Genomic DNA, 14,308 nt, shown 5'->3' with positions numbered 1-14,308 from the left:
TGACTTGCGCCGCGGATGAACGGGGGTGCCGCAGACAGGTGTGCTTAAATACGGCACGCTATCGGCCAGCGATCTTTCGCCATGGTTCGCCAGACGCCGGGAATGCAGCCAAGTCGCTGACCCGGCCCCGTTGAACGAAGGAGGTCTGGCATGAACACATGGATTGGCGGGATCGGACGCGGCGGAGATGGACGATGAGCCAGTCGCCGCCCCCTCTTAGGAAACGCACCATCCGCAGGGACCAGCTTCGCGAGATCGTCCCCCTGGCCGACACCACCATCTACGACATGGAGCAGCGCGGCGAGTTTCCGCAACGCTTCTACCTGACCTCTCGAACGGTGGTGTGGGATCTCGGCGAAGTGGAGGCTTGGCTCGACGAACGGCGCCGAGCCTCCAGGGCGAAGACGGCCAAGCGTGCGCCGTCACCCGACGTCACGCTCAGGAAAAACCGTCCGGTCAAAGGCTAGGCTCCAGCGCCAGAAGGTCCATGGAGGCAGGATAGAGCGTCGGGGTGTATTTCTGGCCACCGACCCACGCGTCGATCAGATTGCCCCATTCCTGCATCATATGCCGGCGCTGGTGCTCATACTCGGCCTTGTTATAGACGCCGCGCGAAGAACGCCCGTCCTCGTGCGCCAAGCACTTCTCGATCCAGTCGCTGTTGAAGCCCAGCTCGTTGAGCAGCGTCGAGCCCGTGCGCCGAAGGTCATGCACGGTGAACGGTTCCAGCGGTAGTCCCGCCTTCTTGGCCTGTAAGACGACCGCCGTGGTGACGCGGTTGAAAGTAGCCCGCGACATCGGCGCATCCGCGTCGTAGCGCGACGGCAGCAGGTAGCGCGAATTCCCGGCGCAGGTCTTGAGCGCGACGAGAATATCGAGCGACTGTTCGCACAGATAGACGTTATGCGGCTTGGAGCGCTTCATGCGCTCCTTCGGGATCGACCACACGGCATTCTCAAAGTCGACCTCATCCCACACCGCGTCCTGCAGCTCGCTTTTGCGGACCATCGTAAGCAGGATCAGCTTCAGGCCGAGCCGGATCGTCGGCAGCGTCGCCACATGCTCAAGCTGGCCGAGCATGACCCGGATTTCGGCGGGCGAGAGCGAACGGTCCTTCGGAACGAACGTCGCGATCGAGGCAGGCCCGACCTCTTCAGCGGGGTTCGGCACCTTCTCGCCGTGCAACTTGGCGAATGCGAACACCAGCTTCACGATGTCACGGACATGGACGGCCGTGGCCGGCGCTCCCCGCTTCTTCACCTTATCGCACATCGCCCGGAGATCCTCGGGCGTGATTTCCGTCAGCAGCCGGTTGCGGAACGTCGGCAGGATGTCGCGCTCGTAGATCGAGCGCCGCATTGCGCGGGTGCTCTCCGCCATACGGTGATCTTGGAGCCAGCGTTCGCCGAACTCGCCGAAGCTCTTCGCTTCCTTAATGCGGCGCTTCTCGCGCTGCTTCTCCTGGGCGGGCGACCGCCCTTCCTGAATCGAGCGCTGTGCGTCGATCAATTTCTCCCGCGCACGGGCCAGAGAAAGGCCCGCCGGCCCGTATCGGCCGAGGGTCAAGGTCTCGCGTCGACCGTGCATACGGTAGTCATAGCGGAATACCACGGCACCCGACGGGTTCACGACGACATACATACCGTCACGGTCAGAGACCTTGTATAATTTGTCCTTTGGTTTCAGCGACTTGATCGCAGCATCAGTAAGCATCAGACCCTCCGAATTCGTTCAAGAAACGTCAGAGAGCCCCTAAAAATACCGTCAGGCCAAAATGGACCATTCCTGACGACAAATTTCCTTTTATTCTCAATGGAATAAGGTCAAAAAAATACCGTCACAAGCTCTCTAAGCCATGACGGTATATGCAATTCTACGATGTCACAAGACGCCCCATACCGTCAGCTCCGCCGTCGATCGCGAGGCTTGCCCGGCGATTGACGGCGAAAGATGGCGGAAAGAAATTTCTTTATTTTCAGCGTGTTATGGAGGGTTGTCGGCGGTAATCGGCGGCGATTGGGTAGGCCCGAATTATTCCCACTCGATCGTGCCCGGCGGCTTCGAGGTGACGTCGTAGACGACGCGGTTGATGCCACGCACCTCGTTGATGATGCGGGTGGCAGCCTGGCCGAGGAAGTTCATGTCGTAGTGATAGAAGTCGGCGGTCATGCCGTCGACGGAAGTGACGGCACGGAGTGCGCAGACGAACTCGTAGGTGCGGCCGTCGCCCATGACGCCAACGGTCTGGACCGGCAGCAGCACGGCAAAGGCCTGCCAGATGGCGTCGTAGAGGCCGGCCTTGCGGATTTCGTCGAGATAGATCGCATCCGCCTCGCGCAGGATCTCGAGCTTTTCGCGAGTGATGCCGCCGGGGCAGCGGATGGCGAGGCCCGGTCCGGGGAACGGATGACGGCCGATGAACGAGTCGGGCAGGCCGAGTTCCTTGCCGAGCACACGGACCTCGTCCTTGAACAGTTCGCGCAGCGGCTCGACCAGTTGCATGTTCATGCGGTCGGGAAGACCGCCGACATTGTGGTGCGACTTGATGGTGACCGAGGGGCCGCCTGTGAAGGAGACGCTCTCGATGACGTCAGGATAGAGCGTGCCCTGGGCGAGGAAATCGGCGCCGCCGAGCTTCTTGGCCTCTTCCTCGAACACCTCGATGAACAGCCGGCCGATGGTCTTGCGCTTCTTTTCCGGGTCGGACTCGCCTTCGAGCGCCGAGATGAAGCGGTCGGAAGCGTCGACGAGGATCAGCGGCAGATTGTAGTGCTCGCGGAACATGGCGACGACGTCAGCCGCCTCGTTCTTGCGCATCAGGCCGTGGTCAACGAGGATGCAGGTGAGCTGGTCGCCGACGGCCTCGTGGATCAGGAGTGCCGCAACAGACGAGTCGACGCCGCCTGAGAGGGCGCAGATGACCTTCTTGTCACCGACCTGCTTACGGATCGCCTCGACGGCATGCGCGCGATAGGCGTGCATGGTCCAGTCGCTCTCGATGCCGGCGATCTTGTGGACGAAATTGCGCAGCAGCTTGGCTCCGTCGGGCGTGTGCACGACCTCGGGATGGAACTGCACGGCGTAGAAATTGCGGGCCTCGTCGGCGATGGCAGCGAAGGGCGCGCCATTCGAGGTGCCGATGACGCGGAAGCCCGCGGGGATCTCGGTGACGCGGTCGCCGTGGCTCATCCACACCTGGTGGCGCGTACCCTTGGCCCAGACGCCGTCGAACAACGGGCTGTCGTCCTGGATCTCGAGAAAGGCGCGGCCGAACTCACGGTGGTGGCCGGCCTCGACCTTGCCACCGAGCTGGGCACACATGGTCTGCTCGCCATAGCAGATGCCGAGCACCGGCACGCCGGCGGAGAAGACCGCATCAGGGGCCCGGGGGCTGCCAATGTCGACGGTGGAGTGCGGGCTGCCCGAGAGGATCACCGCTTTGGGATTGATCCGCTTGAAGGCCTCTGCGGCCGACTGGAAGGGCACGATCTCGGAATAGACCCCGGCCTCACGCACGCGACGCGCAATGAGCTGCGTCACCTGGCTGCCGAAGTCGATGATGAGGACGGTTTCGGGGTGCTCGGAGTTCTTCATGGCGGGCGTTTAAAGAAAGATTCCCTTTCGCGCAATGGGCTCGATTGCATGGGTGACAAGTGCGAACTGCAATGGCGGCGCCATCAGGGTCGGCCAGTCACCTGGCCTGCGGCTTCGCAAGGCTGCGCAGCGCCGCCATCAGCGCCTCGAACGCCCCCTCGCCCAAGCGTTGACGATAGCTGCTCTCGATGTCGAGCTTGATGCGGTCGCCGTCGGCGAGAGCTGCAAGGCCTTTTTCGGTGTAATGGACGAGCTTGCCGCGCTTGTCTTCGGGGTCAGCAGTGCGCTCGATAACGCCCTCGGCCTCGAGCCCGTCAAGCAGCTGCTGCACCGCCTGCTTGGAGATGCCGGCGCGCTCGATGAGCGCCGCCTGCCTGGTGCCACGCCGGGCAATGTGCCCGAGCAGGCCGGCGCGGCTTTCGCTGAACCAGTCGTGGCCTGCCGCGCGCATCGCCTCGGCGAACTCGCCCTGCCAGGCGCGGCTCGCCTGCCACAGGCGCCAGCCGACATGGTCGGGCAGCTGCTTTGCTTCATTTTCGTCAAGCTTCTTGACCATCTTCTTAATCCCGCATATCGTCAAGGCACTTGACCAACCTGATATCCGAAGGAAACAACGATGGCAATTCTCAACCAAGCCGCGCTGAAGGTGCTGATCCCGGGCACGACCCATGTGCTCGACCGCAACGGCAAGGAGGCCTATGTCTATTTCGACACCGGCGACCAGGCGCACATGCTGCTCGACGATGGCGAGACGCGGAAAGGAAGCTGGGCGCTTGTCGAGGGCGGCTATGTGGTCGAGTGGAACAATGGAGCCGTCGGTCGCTGGACGCTCGACCATGAGGCCGGATCAATCAGCTATGTGAACCAGGATCGCGACCTCAAGGTGAGGCTCGCAGGCATCCTGTTCGGCAACGCCAAGGGCCTGCCGCGCAATGCTGCCTAGAGCGTGAACTCGCCGGCGTCGAACGCCTGGCCGAGCAGGTGCACAGCATGGGCCAGCTTTTCGTCGACGATGTGCAGATATTCGGTCCAATCATCGACATGGCTGATGTCGGCGGCACCGTCCGAGATGCCGCGCAGGCCGATCAGCGGCACGCCGAAGAGCTGGCAGGCGCGCAGAACGGCGAAGGTTTCCATGTCGACCATGTCCTCGGCGATCGCATCGTAGGCTGCGCCGGAGATGATGGTGCCCCCGGTGGACAGGCTGGCCTGCCTGACGCCGGGGATGCGAAGCGCAAGCGGCAGCGTGGCCGGCAGGTCGAGGAAGGGCGTCGTGCCTTTTTCAAAGCCGAGCGCCGAAGCATCCATGTCGCGATAGCAGACCGAAGTCACCTGATAGACCTCGGTCTGTTCCAGCCTGCGGCTGCCGGCGGAGCCCAGGCAGACAACGATGTCGGGCAAGGCATTGCCGGCGGCCAGCCGGGCGAGCTCGGCGCCGACCTTGACGCCAGCCTCGACAGGGCCGACGCCAGTCATGAACGGCACGAACAGCTTCTGCAGATGCGGGCCATATTCAGCTTCCGCTGCCATGATAAACAGGACGTTGCGACCGGCGAACGGCGTTGAAGGCATGATCAGTCCTCGATGCCCTGGCGGCCGGAGATGATCATCATCGTGCCGGTCATGGTGGCGATCAGCTTGGCTTCGTCCGATATGGCATAGGCCTGGCCGTCGGCGACGATGATGGTGCGGCCGGGCTTGGTGACCGAGCCGCGGAAGAGGAAGCGCTCACCCTTGCCGGGCGCCAGCAGATTGACCTTGAACTCGATGGTCAGGATGCTCGAATTGTCGCCAATCAGCGAAAAGGCGGCATAACCGCAGGCAGAATCGAGCGCCGTGGAAATGACGCCGGCATGAAGGAAGCCGTGCTGCTGGGTCAGCTGATCGGAAAACGGCATTTCGATCTCGACAATGCCTGGTGTGACCAGCGTCAGCTCTGCGCCGATGGTGGCCATGGCGCTTTGCCGCGCAAAGGACGACCTGACGCGATCCTCGTAGTCGGCCGCAGGTACAATCTTGGCTGCCATGCTCGAAATCCTCTCGAACCCGCTTATCGCAAAGCCGGCAAAGCCAGGCAATCTCTAATGCTGCGGCGCAGCAACGCTATCGATTGAGCCACCAGATCGAGAAGTTGAGCAGCGTGGCAAAGGCCACCCACAGCGCATAGGGAACGAACAGCCAGGCAGCGAGGCGATCAATCCGCCGCGCGAGGGCGACGAAGCCGATTATGGCTACCAGGAGCGCTATGATGACGACGAGGCCAAGGCCGGGAAGCTGCAGCCCGAAGAAGGTCGGCGACCACAGGAAATTGAGGACCAGCTGCACCCACCAGACGCGCATGGTCGTGCCGTATGGCGCGCGGCAGAAGATGCGCCAGCCGGCGATGGCGACGAGCATATAAAGCACCGACCAGACCGGGCCGAAGACCCAGTCGGGTGGATTGAAGAACGGCTTTTGCAGGCCGGCATACCAGGCACCAGGCAGATTGAGATAGCCGATCAGCGTGCCACCGCCGAGCACCAGCACCACGAAGCCGACAAGAGCAAGTGTTCTGTTCATCATACCTCCAGGCCTTTCACCCCCTTTGCCGAAACGGCTCCGGAGGCGGCTGGTTGCATGTTCATGACAGTGGTCGGTCAGCCGGCCTTGCGCATGGCGGCGAAATAGAAGCCGTCGGTGCCGCTGCGGGCTGGCGTGAGCGACAGCCCCTGCTGGCCGAAACGGACGGTGCCTTGCTTTCCAGGAAACCGGCCGTTCCACAGCGCAACATGATCGACTGAAGCAAATGCCTTGTCGCGGCCGAGGAAAGCCTCGACCTGGTCGGCATTCTCTTCGTCGAAGACTGAACAGGTGATGTAGACCATCAGTCCGCCCGGCTTCACATAGGCGCTGGCAGCGTCGAGGATGGCCGACTGCTCGGCCTTGCGCACGTCGAGCTGGCGCTGGGTCAGCCGCCACTTGGCATCAGGCCTGCGCCGCCAGGTGCCACTGCCGGTGCAAGGGGCGTCGATCAGCACGAGATCCATGTGCCCGGTCAGCCCTGAGAGCTCCGAAGGCTTCGACACGACCTGGACGTTGCGGTTGTCGGAGCGGCGCAGCCGGTCGAACATCGGTGCCAGCCGCGCCTTTTCGGAATCATGGGCGAAAATCTGGCCGCGGTTTTCCATGGCCGCCGACAGCGCCAGCGTCTTGCCGCCGGCGCCAGCGCAATAGTCCAGCACCTGCATGCCCGGCACGGCACCCGCAAGTTCGGCCGCAAGCTGCGAGCCCTCGTCCTGAACCTCGAACCAGCCCTTCTGGAAGGCGGGCTCGGCCTGGACGTTGGGGTGGCGGCCGCTGCCGTCGATGGGGGGAATACGCACGCCGTGCGGTGCAAGTGCGGTGGGCACAGCGCGCGTACCTTCAAGCTCGGCGATGACGCGGTCGCGGTCGGCCTTCAGCGTGTTGACGCGGATGTCCAGCGGCGGGCGGGCGGCAAGGGCAGCGCCCTCCTCCACCCAGTCAGCGCCGAAGGCGCGTTCGAGCAGCGGCGCGCACCAGTCAGGGCTGTCAGCGCGCACGACGTCGGGCGCATCTGTCAATTTGCGTTCGGCGATCGCCTTGAGTTCGGCAGCGCTGAGCGGCTCGGGTGCAAACTTGTCGCCGTCGAGGGCCTGGTTGAGCGCTGTGGCCGACTGGTTCCATTCGAGCAAGAGCGCGCCGAAGCCGAGCGCGCGCGAGGTCTCGTCGCCAAGCAGCCATCCGGCAGAGCGTTTGCGGCGCAATGCATCGTAGACGATGTTGCCGATCGCGGCGCGATCGCCCGCGCCGGCAAAGCGATGGGACAGGCCCCAATCCTTGAGTCCATCGGCAGCCGGCCTGTGCCGCCGCTCGATGTCGTCGAGTACTTCGATGGCCGCAGCCAGCCTTCCGCCAAGTCGCATATCGGTGATCCCTATTTCGGCTTACCCGAGGAACCGTCTGACTAACGCCGTGCGGTGGCGCGCACAAGCGCCCGCTAAGATTATTCGGCGCAAGTGCCGAACCTAAACATTTCGTAACCCGGGAACGGGAGGCCGACGACGCAACGTTATAAGGTTTTGAACCCCATTGAGGTCCAAGATGAGAAACCTGCTTCTTGCTTCGTTCGTCGCTGTCATGGCCGCATTCTCCGCCGGGGCACCCGCCCAGGCGGCAAGCCCGACCGCACCGGCCGTCACCAACGTCCGCTATGTCGAGTACATGCCGGGCTGGCGCTACCATCGTGCGCATTACCGGCACTATGGCTATCGTGGCTGCCACATCCGGAACGTCAGGCACGTTCGCCACGGTCGCGTCTGGTACCAGCCGGTGCGCGTCTGCCGCTGGTAGATCCCTACCCCTGAAACGACACAGGCGCGGATCGCTCCGCGCCTGACACTGTCTCGGCGTTCGTGCCGGCTACGGTTGGACGGCCGCCGAAATCGCTGCGTTGAAGCCGGCGAGCAAGGCCTCGTCCTCGGCGCTGCGTTTTTTGCGCGACTGCACCAGGCAGGCCTGCGAACGCAGGATGACGCCGTCCGACAACACCTTGAGATGATTGGCGCGCAGGGTCGAGCCGGTCGAGGTGATGTCGACAATCACATCGGCGGAACCGGCGGCGGGTGCGCCTTCGGTGGCGCCCAGGCTTTCCACGATGCGATAAACCTGAATGCCGTGCTTCTGGGAGAAGAACTGCTGCGTCAGCCGCCAGTATTTGGTGGCGATGCGAAGGCGGCGGCCATGGCGCTGGCGGAAATCGGCGGCGACATCGTCGAGGTCGGCCATGGTGTCGATGTCGAGCCAGATCTGCGGAACGGCAACGACCACATCGGCATGACCGAAGCCAAGCCGGGCGACGATCTCCGCCCTGCTCTCCCAGTCAGCCAGGTTCTCGCGGATCAGGTCTTCGCCCGTGACGCCGAGATCGACATGGCCCTGTCCGATCTCGCCCGAAATCTCGGACGCCGACAGGAACGCGATCTCGATGTCCGGCCGGCCTTCGATGGTGGCGCGGTAGCGGCGATCATCGTCGGGCAGGTTGACGGCCAGGCCGGCCTTGGCCAGCACCTCGAGCGCCTGCTCCTTGAGACGGCCCTTGGAGGGCAGTGCGAGCGTGATCGGCATCAGGCGGCCTCCCTCAGGGCTTCGATCCGGTCGAGCCAAACGGAGAAGCCGACGCCGGGGATGGGCTTGCCGGCGCCGAGCAGCGTCAGCAGACGGTCGTAGCGACCGCCGCCGGCCAGTGGACGGTCAGCCTCGGGTCCCGAAATCTCGAAGACGAGGCCGGTGTAATAGTCGAGTGGACGGCCAAAGGCGGCATCGTAACGCACGGTGCCAGCGGCAAGGCCGTGGCCTGCAACGGCCGTTGCGCGTGCGGTGAAATTGTCGAGCGCGGTTCCGAGCGACAGCCCTGCTGCGGCGGCGAATTCCTTGAGGGCCGCGGGCGCTTCGTCCAACGCCACCTGGATCGCCAGGAAGCGCTTCAACGCCTCGAAGGCGTCGCTCGACAGCCGCACGCTGCGCAGCTCGGCCTTTTCGATCAGGCGGCGGGCGATGTCGTTGGGCGTGCGGCCGGCAGACGGCGAAAGCCCTGCCTTTTCCATGCCTTCCGAAATATGCGCCGCCAGCACATCGAGGTCGCCGTCGGCGACCAGTGACGCCACGGGCTCGGCGAGTGCCGAACTGCGGGTCGGCGCTGCGAGATCGTCGAGGGCCGCTGCCAGCTGTTCGGTAGAGCCAAAGGCACGGGCAAGACGCATGCGCCAGCCGCGCGGCAGGCCAAGGGCTGCCAGCACCGCCTCGAAGATCGCCTGGTCGCCGAGGGTGACAGCAAGATCGCGCCCTGGCAGGCAAAGGCTGAGCAACGCATGAGCATCGGCCACCGAGCGCGCGTCGGCAGCGGCAATGTCCTTGTCACCGAGATCCTCGACGCCAGCCTGGAAGAACTCGTTGCCACCCTCGCGGCGCTGGCGGAAGACCTCGCCGAGATAGGAATAGCGGCGCGGCGTGCCCGAGCGGGTGCGGATATGGTCGAGGCAGACCGGAATGGTGAATTCGGGCCGCAGGCAAAGTGCTGCACCCGTTTCGCTTTCGGTAAGGAAGATGCGGCGACGCAGGTCCTCGCCGGCCATATCGAGGAACGGGTCGGCCGGCTGCAGCACCGGCACATCGACCGCATCGGCCCCGCGCGCAGCGAAGAGCTTCAGAATGTCAGGCGCAATCGCGGGGAAGCGCGCGTTCATGGCTTACAGACCTCCACGTCAGCGAGGGACTGCACCTCGCCGTTACCCTCTCCCCGTGAGCGGGGCGAGGGAGACGCCAGCGTTGCGGCCAATCCCCTTTTCCACGCTCTGCGGAAAGAAGGTCCCGTCAGGGGGATGAGGGGCGACGCAGACGACAGCATGCGTTCGCTAGCCACGGCTGCGCTCTGCCGCCTGCGCGGCCAGGATCTTCTTCACCTCGACGACAAGATCGGCCTCGGGCACGGTGATCTGCGCGGGCCGCGCAGCGCGCCATTCGGCGTTGTCGGTGATTTCAGCCGACATGCGGGCACCTTCGATCAGGTCCTTGATCTGGACCTCGCCATTGGCACGCTCGTCGCCGCCCTGGATGACCACGACGGGCGATCCCCTGCGGTCGGCATATTTGATCTGCGCCTTCATGCCAGCACCGCCGAGATACATTTCGGCGCGCACACCGGCGCGGCGGAGGTCGGAGACCATCTTCTGGTAACGGCCGAGGCTCTCGGTGTCCTTGTCCATGACGAGCACGACGACGGGGCCGACGACATCCGACGTGTCGAGCTTGCCGAGATTCTTCAGCGCCGTCATCAGGCGCGACACGCCGATGGAAAAACCGGTTGCCGGCACCGGCTCGCCACGGAAACGCGAGACGAGGCCGTCGTAACGGCCGCCGCCGCCGACCGAACCGAAGCGTACGACCTGGCCCTCGTCATTGGGAATCTCGGCCAGAAGCTCGGCCTCGAAGACCGGGCCGGTGTAATATTCGAGACCGCGCACGACCGACGGGTCGACTTTGACGCGACCGTCGTCATAGCCCGCCGCCGCAGCCAGCGCGCCGATCTGGGTCAGTTCGTCTACGCCTTCCATGCCGCGCTCATTGCCGGCAACCACGGCGCGGAGGTTCTCGGCGGTCGTCACCGCGTCAGCCGAACCCGCCTCGGTGAAGGCAATGACGGTGTCGATCGCCGCTTCATCCAGCCCGGCGCCCTTGGTGAAGTCACCCTCGCCTTCCGCACCACCGTCCCAGCGGCCCTTGCCGAGCAGCAGCCTGACACCCTCGGGGCCGAACTTGTCGAGCTTGTCGATGGCGCGCAACACCGTCAGCCGGCGGTTGACGTTCTCGTCGCCGCCGAGACCGATCGCCTCGAGCACGCCGTCGAGCACCTTGCGGTTGTTGACGCGGATGACGTAGTCGCCACGCTTGATGCCCAACGCTTCCATCACGTCGGCCATCATCATGGTCATCTCGGCATCAGCGGCGACACCGGGCGTGCCGATGGTGTCGGCGTCGAACTGCATGAACTGGCGGAAGCGGCCGGGGCCGGGCTTTTCGTTGCGGAACACCCAGCCGGAGCGATAGCTGCGATAGGGCTTGGGCAGTTTCTCGTAGTTTTCGGCGACGAAGCGCGCCGTCGGCGCGGTCAGGTCGTAGCGCAGCGACAACCACTGTTCATCGTCATCCTGAAAGGAAAAAACACCTTCGTTGGGACGGTCCTGGTCAGGCAGGAACTTGCCGAGCGCATCGGTATATTCGATCAGCGGCTGCTCGACAGGCTCGAAGCCATAAAGTTCGTAGACGGCGCGGATCGCGACCATCATCTTCTCGACGGCGCGGATGTCGTCCGCGCTGCGGTCGACGAAGCCGCGCGGCAGTCGCGCTTTCATCTTTTCCGATTTGTCGGCCATGATCGAGAATTCCGCAATTTTTCCAGATGTTTTGGCCGCAGATGCAGCGCGCCGTGTCGTAACCGAATTGGGGGGGAGCGGCAAGAGTTTGACGCCACGCCGACGCGCAGGGTGCAGACAAGTGGAAACATTTGCGCTTCTGGCCGGCATCGTACCGATACCTGCAAGGCAGAAAAGGCGCGCCGACACTGAAAGGAAACGGCCGCCATGGCTGATACAGACGGCAAGACAGAAGCTCGACAGCCGCAATCCGCACCGGTCGGCGCTACACTCATGACCGTAGCGCTGGTGCTCTACCCGGCGATGGGTGTGCTTGGAGCCATCGTCGCCGGGCTGATGCTCGCCGGACAGGGCGCCTGAGCCCCCAGAAAGGCACCGCCATGCCGAAACTGCGTATCCTGTTCGCCACGTTGGCGCTTTGGATCTGCGGCGTGAACGCTGCACTCGCCTGCGCACCGGGCGACAAGCGACTTGCCGGTCACTACTATCTCAACGGCGTCATGGAGGTCGGATCCGAACTCTTGCTCCGACCAGACGGCAGCTTCGAGTTCATGCTCGCCTATGGCGCCAACGACCAGTACGGCAGGGGGTGCTGGGTCAGGCGCGGCTCGACCGTCGAGGTGATCCCGTCGGGCCGGAGTGCTGCTTCCCCCACACACACGCCCGACGACCGCAGCTTCGGCGGCTTGGTGCTGACAGTATCGGGGCGGAGCCTGGTCTGGGATATCGCCGGAAGTGGTCACAAGGGCAGGTATGAGCGGTGAGTGGGCAGAGCGGTTCCGGGGCCGCACCGCTTCTCATTCTTACCCTCTCCCGCAAGAACGGGGGGAGTTGGACGCCGGCATCGCCGCGGCGTCCCTTCTCCCAGCGAGCGGGAGAAGGTGCTGGCAGGTGGATGAGGAGCGGCTACCCCGGCCGCTTGAACGCCTTGCGCTCGGCTTCGATCTTGCCCCGGCACATGCACCCTTCGATGTGGTCATTGACCATGCCCATGGCCTGCATGAAGGCGTAGATCGTTGTCGGGCCGACGAAGGTCCAGCCACGCTTCTTCAGTTCCTTTGAGATGCGCGTCGACGTTGGTGTCGTCGGGTTGGCGATCAGGGTCGGGTAGTCGACGATCTTGGGCCGTTCATCTTCGCCGGGCTCGAACTTCCAGAACCACGCCGCCAGCGAGCCGGCCTCGTCGGCGAGCGCACGCGCACGGCGGGCGTTGTTGATGGTCGAGACGATCTTGCCGCGGTGGCGAACGATGCCGGCATTGCCCAGCAGCCGCACGATGTCGCTGTCACCATATTCGGCGACCTTGTCGAAATCGAAGCCGGAAAAGGCCTCGCGAAAGCTGTCGCGCTTGCGCAGGATGGTGAGCCACGACAGCCCCGACTGGAAGCCTTCCAGGCAGATCTTCTCGAACAGCCTGGTGTCGTCGGCAACCGGACGCCCCCATTCGTTGTCATGATAATGCAAATAGTCGGGCAAAGTGCCCGGCCAGAAGCAGCGTGTCGCGCCATCAGCACCCTGCATGAGGCCTGTCTTTTTCTCTTCCATCACCAGATCCGCTTCTTGTGACGCAATTTCCGGAAAGCCTCCGGTGCTTTCCTCGGAATTGCTTGTTAACCGCCTGAACGCGTTGATTTACCTGTGCTTTACCAGATTCCTGAACCGACCGGTAACCACACCAAAAGCTTTCCTGACAATCTCGCATTTTAAGCAACCCGATTCATGTTTCGGTGGGACGACGGCTTCAATGTCGACCCGAATCCCGGTGGGCGCCGTCCTTTCCGGCAGAGACGAACGTGTTGAGAGTGCGTCCATGAAGAAACCTCTTGTCTTGCTGGCCTCGGCCGCTTTTCTGGTCGAGTTGGCCGCGCCGGCGCTGGCCTATGATCGCTATGCCGAGCGGCCGCCCGTGGTGGTGAGCCCCGATCTCTCGGCGCCGTGGGTGCTGCAACTCGGGCGCAACCCGGCCGAGGTGATGCCGCGCCGCCAGGCGCGCGAGCCCAGGCAGCAGCAGGTGCAGCAGGCGGCACCACGCCAGCAACGGCAGGCACAGCGCCAAAAGGCTAGGCCGGACCAGGTGCAGACCGCCGCATTGCGTGCACCCGAGAAGCGTTCGGTGAAGCCGCAGATCAACCCGATCTACCTGCCGCAGCAGGTCGCCTATGATGGCGCCGAGCAGCCGGGCACAATCATCATCGATACGACCGAAAACTTCCTCTATCTCGTCGAAGCCGGCGGCCAGGCGCGACGCTACGGCGTGGGCACCGGCAAGCCCGGCTTCGAATGGTCGGGGACGCACAAGGTGTCTTCCAAGCGCGAATGGCCGGACTGGCGCCCGCCGGCGGAGATGATCGCCCGCGAGCGCGCCAAGGGCCGCGTGCTGCCGGCGATGATGCAGGGCGGACCTGAAAATCCGCTTGGCGCGCGTGCACTGTATCTCGGCTCGACGCTCTACCGCATCCACGGCACCAACCAGCCGTGGACGATTGGCGGGGCGGTGTCTTCGGGCTGCATCCGGATGCGCAACGAGGACGTGATGGATCTCTACGAACGCGTGCCGGTCGGCACCAAGGTCGTCGTCAAATAGAGCAGCTTGACGCAATTTCGGACAGAAGCCGCTTGGCTTTTCCGGAATTGCACTAACCGGTTACGGGGGCGGAGCCCGGCCATAGAAGCCGGGCCTCTGAGCAGAAGGGCAGCGCCAGGCGCTGCCCTTTTCGCTTTGTGGATGACACGAAACCGTCACAATCAGGAAAATTTGTTCAGTATGGGTGAAATTCACCTCAAGC

Annotated in this window: 17 protein-coding genes; 6 read left to right on the top strand and 11 right to left on the bottom strand. The window is 63.9% G+C overall.

Annotation, left to right across the window (positions count from 1 at the left end):
* Nucleotides 1-194 precede the first annotated feature (194 nt).
* On the top strand, nucleotides 195-467 hold the full coding sequence (locus B015_RS0105355; RefSeq protein ID WP_018426637.1) for an AlpA family phage regulatory protein: 273 nt from the start codon (nucleotides 195-197) through the stop codon (nucleotides 465-467).
* On the opposite strand, the gene B015_RS0105350 is transcribed toward B015_RS0105355, so the two are convergent.
* The 3 genes from B015_RS0105350 to B015_RS0105340 form a co-directional block, all read right to left on the bottom strand.
* Entirely contained in the window at nucleotides 457-1,713 is a 1,257-nt protein-coding gene (locus B015_RS0105350) for an integrase arm-type DNA-binding domain-containing protein (protein ID WP_018426636.1), read from the bottom strand. The two genes, B015_RS0105355 and B015_RS0105350, sit on opposite strands and share 11 nt — an antisense overlap.
* A 318-nt stretch (nucleotides 1,714-2,031) precedes the next feature.
* Nucleotides 2,032-3,594 (bottom strand): glutamine-hydrolyzing GMP synthase, encoded by a 1,563-nt coding sequence (guaA, locus tag B015_RS0105345; RefSeq protein ID WP_018426635.1) that lies wholly within the window; start codon nucleotides 3,592-3,594, stop codon nucleotides 2,032-2,034.
* A 97-nt stretch (nucleotides 3,595-3,691) separates the two neighbouring features.
* Nucleotides 3,692-4,150, bottom strand: a complete 459-nt coding sequence (locus B015_RS0105340; protein WP_018426634.1) for a MarR family winged helix-turn-helix transcriptional regulator — start codon at nucleotides 4,148-4,150, stop codon at nucleotides 3,692-3,694.
* A gap of 60 nt (nucleotides 4,151-4,210) precedes the next feature.
* Between B015_RS0105340 and B015_RS0105335 the strand changes: the two genes are divergently transcribed.
* Entirely contained in the window at nucleotides 4,211-4,537 is a 327-nt protein-coding gene (locus B015_RS0105335; protein WP_018426633.1) for a hypothetical protein, read from the top strand.
* Here B015_RS0105335 and B015_RS0105330 read toward each other — a convergent pair.
* The 4 genes from B015_RS0105330 to B015_RS0105315 all read right to left on the bottom strand — a co-directional run bounded on the left by B015_RS0105330 (nucleotide 4,534) and on the right by B015_RS0105315 (nucleotide 7,517).
* Nucleotides 4,534-5,166, bottom strand: a complete 633-nt coding sequence (locus B015_RS0105330; protein ID WP_018426632.1) for a 5'-methylthioadenosine/S-adenosylhomocysteine nucleosidase — start codon at nucleotides 5,164-5,166, stop codon at nucleotides 4,534-4,536. The genes B015_RS0105335 and B015_RS0105330 overlap by 4 nt on opposite strands.
* A 2-nt stretch (nucleotides 5,167-5,168) precedes the next feature.
* Complete coding sequence (locus B015_RS0105325; protein ID WP_018426631.1) at nucleotides 5,169-5,621, bottom strand: PaaI family thioesterase; 453 nt, start codon at nucleotides 5,619-5,621, stop codon at nucleotides 5,169-5,171.
* A 76-nt stretch (nucleotides 5,622-5,697) separates the two neighbouring features.
* Nucleotides 5,698-6,156, bottom strand: coding sequence for a TspO/MBR family protein (locus B015_RS0105320; protein ID WP_018426630.1), 459 nt, complete (start codon nucleotides 6,154-6,156; stop codon nucleotides 5,698-5,700).
* Nucleotides 6,157-6,230: 74 nt separating this feature from the next.
* Nucleotides 6,231-7,517, bottom strand: a complete 1,287-nt coding sequence (locus tag B015_RS0105315; RefSeq protein WP_018426629.1) for an RsmB/NOP family class I SAM-dependent RNA methyltransferase — start codon at nucleotides 7,515-7,517, stop codon at nucleotides 6,231-6,233.
* Nucleotides 7,518-7,695: 178 nt separating this feature from the next.
* Here B015_RS0105315 and B015_RS0105310 point away from each other — a divergent pair, with 178 nt between their 5' ends.
* The gene (locus B015_RS0105310; protein ID WP_018426628.1) at nucleotides 7,696-7,944 is read left to right on the top strand and encodes a hypothetical protein; all 249 of its coding nucleotides are present in this window, start codon (nucleotides 7,696-7,698) and stop codon (nucleotides 7,942-7,944) included.
* 69 nt (nucleotides 7,945-8,013) lie between these two features.
* On the opposite strand, the gene hisG is transcribed toward B015_RS0105310, so the two are convergent.
* The 3 genes from hisG to hisS form a co-directional block, all read right to left on the bottom strand.
* Nucleotides 8,014-8,718, bottom strand: coding sequence for an ATP phosphoribosyltransferase (gene hisG / locus B015_RS0105305; RefSeq protein ID WP_018426627.1), 705 nt, complete (start codon nucleotides 8,716-8,718; stop codon nucleotides 8,014-8,016).
* Complete coding sequence (locus B015_RS0105300) at nucleotides 8,718-9,836, bottom strand: ATP phosphoribosyltransferase regulatory subunit (RefSeq protein ID WP_018426626.1); 1,119 nt, start codon at nucleotides 9,834-9,836, stop codon at nucleotides 8,718-8,720. The genes hisG and B015_RS0105300 overlap by 1 nt, the downstream gene beginning before the upstream one ends.
* A gap of 168 nt (nucleotides 9,837-10,004) precedes the next feature.
* Nucleotides 10,005-11,522 (bottom strand): histidine--tRNA ligase, encoded by a 1,518-nt coding sequence (hisS, locus tag B015_RS0105295; protein ID WP_018426625.1) that lies wholly within the window; start codon nucleotides 11,520-11,522, stop codon nucleotides 10,005-10,007.
* Nucleotides 11,523-11,729: 207 nt separating this feature from the next.
* Here hisS and B015_RS33515 point away from each other — a divergent pair, with 207 nt between their 5' ends.
* Both B015_RS33515 and B015_RS0105280 read left to right on the top strand, forming a co-directional pair.
* The gene (locus B015_RS33515; RefSeq protein WP_198292844.1) at nucleotides 11,730-11,882 is read left to right on the top strand and encodes a hypothetical protein; all 153 of its coding nucleotides are present in this window, start codon (nucleotides 11,730-11,732) and stop codon (nucleotides 11,880-11,882) included.
* A gap of 20 nt (nucleotides 11,883-11,902) precedes the next feature.
* Nucleotides 11,903-12,286: a hypothetical protein gene (locus B015_RS0105280; RefSeq protein ID WP_018426624.1), complete on the top strand. Its 384-nt coding sequence runs from the start codon at nucleotides 11,903-11,905 to the stop codon at nucleotides 12,284-12,286.
* A 142-nt stretch (nucleotides 12,287-12,428) separates the two neighbouring features.
* On the opposite strand, the gene B015_RS0105275 is transcribed toward B015_RS0105280, so the two are convergent.
* Nucleotides 12,429-13,067, bottom strand: a complete 639-nt coding sequence (locus B015_RS0105275) for a DNA-3-methyladenine glycosylase I (protein ID WP_018426623.1) — start codon at nucleotides 13,065-13,067, stop codon at nucleotides 12,429-12,431.
* Between the two features lie 265 nt (nucleotides 13,068-13,332).
* Between B015_RS0105275 and B015_RS0105270 the strand changes: the two genes are divergently transcribed.
* Nucleotides 13,333-14,106 carry a L,D-transpeptidase gene (locus B015_RS0105270; RefSeq protein WP_018426622.1) on the top strand — a complete coding sequence of 258 codons (774 nt, stop codon included), beginning with the start codon at nucleotides 13,333-13,335 and terminating at the stop codon, nucleotides 14,104-14,106.
* The last annotated feature ends 202 nt before the right edge of the window (nucleotides 14,107-14,308 follow it).

It is taken from the genome of Hoeflea sp. 108 (assembly GCF_000372965.1).
Lineage (GTDB): Bacteria > Pseudomonadota > Alphaproteobacteria > Rhizobiales > Rhizobiaceae > Aminobacter.
Note: the sequence above shows the minus strand (reverse complement) of the source record. Positions and strands in the feature narration are given on the sequence as shown.

What these genes read in the sequence shown, in the direction of transcription:
- B015_RS0105355 (WP_018426637.1), top strand. Translation starts at nt 195, where the DNA reads ATGAGCCAGTCGCCGCCCCCTCTTAGGAAACGCACCATCCGCAGGGAC.
- B015_RS0105350 (WP_018426636.1), bottom strand. Translation starts at nt 1,713, where the DNA reads ATGCTTACTGATGCTGCGATCAAGTCGCTGAAACCAAAGGACAAATTA.
- guaA (WP_018426635.1), bottom strand. Translation starts at nt 3,594, where the DNA reads ATGAAGAACTCCGAGCACCCCGAAACCGTCCTCATCATCGACTTCGGC.
- B015_RS0105340 (WP_018426634.1), bottom strand. Translation starts at nt 4,150, where the DNA reads ATGGTCAAGAAGCTTGACGAAAATGAAGCAAAGCAGCTGCCCGACCAT.
- B015_RS0105335 (WP_018426633.1), top strand. Translation starts at nt 4,211, where the DNA reads ATGGCAATTCTCAACCAAGCCGCGCTGAAGGTGCTGATCCCGGGCACG.
- B015_RS0105330 (WP_018426632.1), bottom strand. Translation starts at nt 5,166, where the DNA reads ATGCCTTCAACGCCGTTCGCCGGTCGCAACGTCCTGTTTATCATGGCA.
- B015_RS0105325 (WP_018426631.1), bottom strand. Translation starts at nt 5,621, where the DNA reads ATGGCAGCCAAGATTGTACCTGCGGCCGACTACGAGGATCGCGTCAGG.
- B015_RS0105320 (WP_018426630.1), bottom strand. Translation starts at nt 6,156, where the DNA reads ATGATGAACAGAACACTTGCTCTTGTCGGCTTCGTGGTGCTGGTGCTC.
- B015_RS0105315 (WP_018426629.1), bottom strand. Translation starts at nt 7,517, where the DNA reads ATGCGACTTGGCGGAAGGCTGGCTGCGGCCATCGAAGTACTCGACGAC.
- B015_RS0105310 (WP_018426628.1), top strand. Translation starts at nt 7,696, where the DNA reads ATGAGAAACCTGCTTCTTGCTTCGTTCGTCGCTGTCATGGCCGCATTC.
- hisG (WP_018426627.1), bottom strand. Translation starts at nt 8,718, where the DNA reads ATGCCGATCACGCTCGCACTGCCCTCCAAGGGCCGTCTCAAGGAGCAG.
- B015_RS0105300 (WP_018426626.1), bottom strand. Translation starts at nt 9,836, where the DNA reads ATGAACGCGCGCTTCCCCGCGATTGCGCCTGACATTCTGAAGCTCTTC.
- hisS (WP_018426625.1), bottom strand. Translation starts at nt 11,522, where the DNA reads ATGGCCGACAAATCGGAAAAGATGAAAGCGCGACTGCCGCGCGGCTTC.
- B015_RS33515 (WP_198292844.1), top strand. Translation starts at nt 11,730, where the DNA reads ATGGCTGATACAGACGGCAAGACAGAAGCTCGACAGCCGCAATCCGCA.
- B015_RS0105280 (WP_018426624.1), top strand. Translation starts at nt 11,903, where the DNA reads ATGCCGAAACTGCGTATCCTGTTCGCCACGTTGGCGCTTTGGATCTGC.
- B015_RS0105275 (WP_018426623.1), bottom strand. Translation starts at nt 13,067, where the DNA reads ATGGAAGAGAAAAAGACAGGCCTCATGCAGGGTGCTGATGGCGCGACA.
- B015_RS0105270 (WP_018426622.1), top strand. Translation starts at nt 13,333, where the DNA reads ATGAAGAAACCTCTTGTCTTGCTGGCCTCGGCCGCTTTTCTGGTCGAG.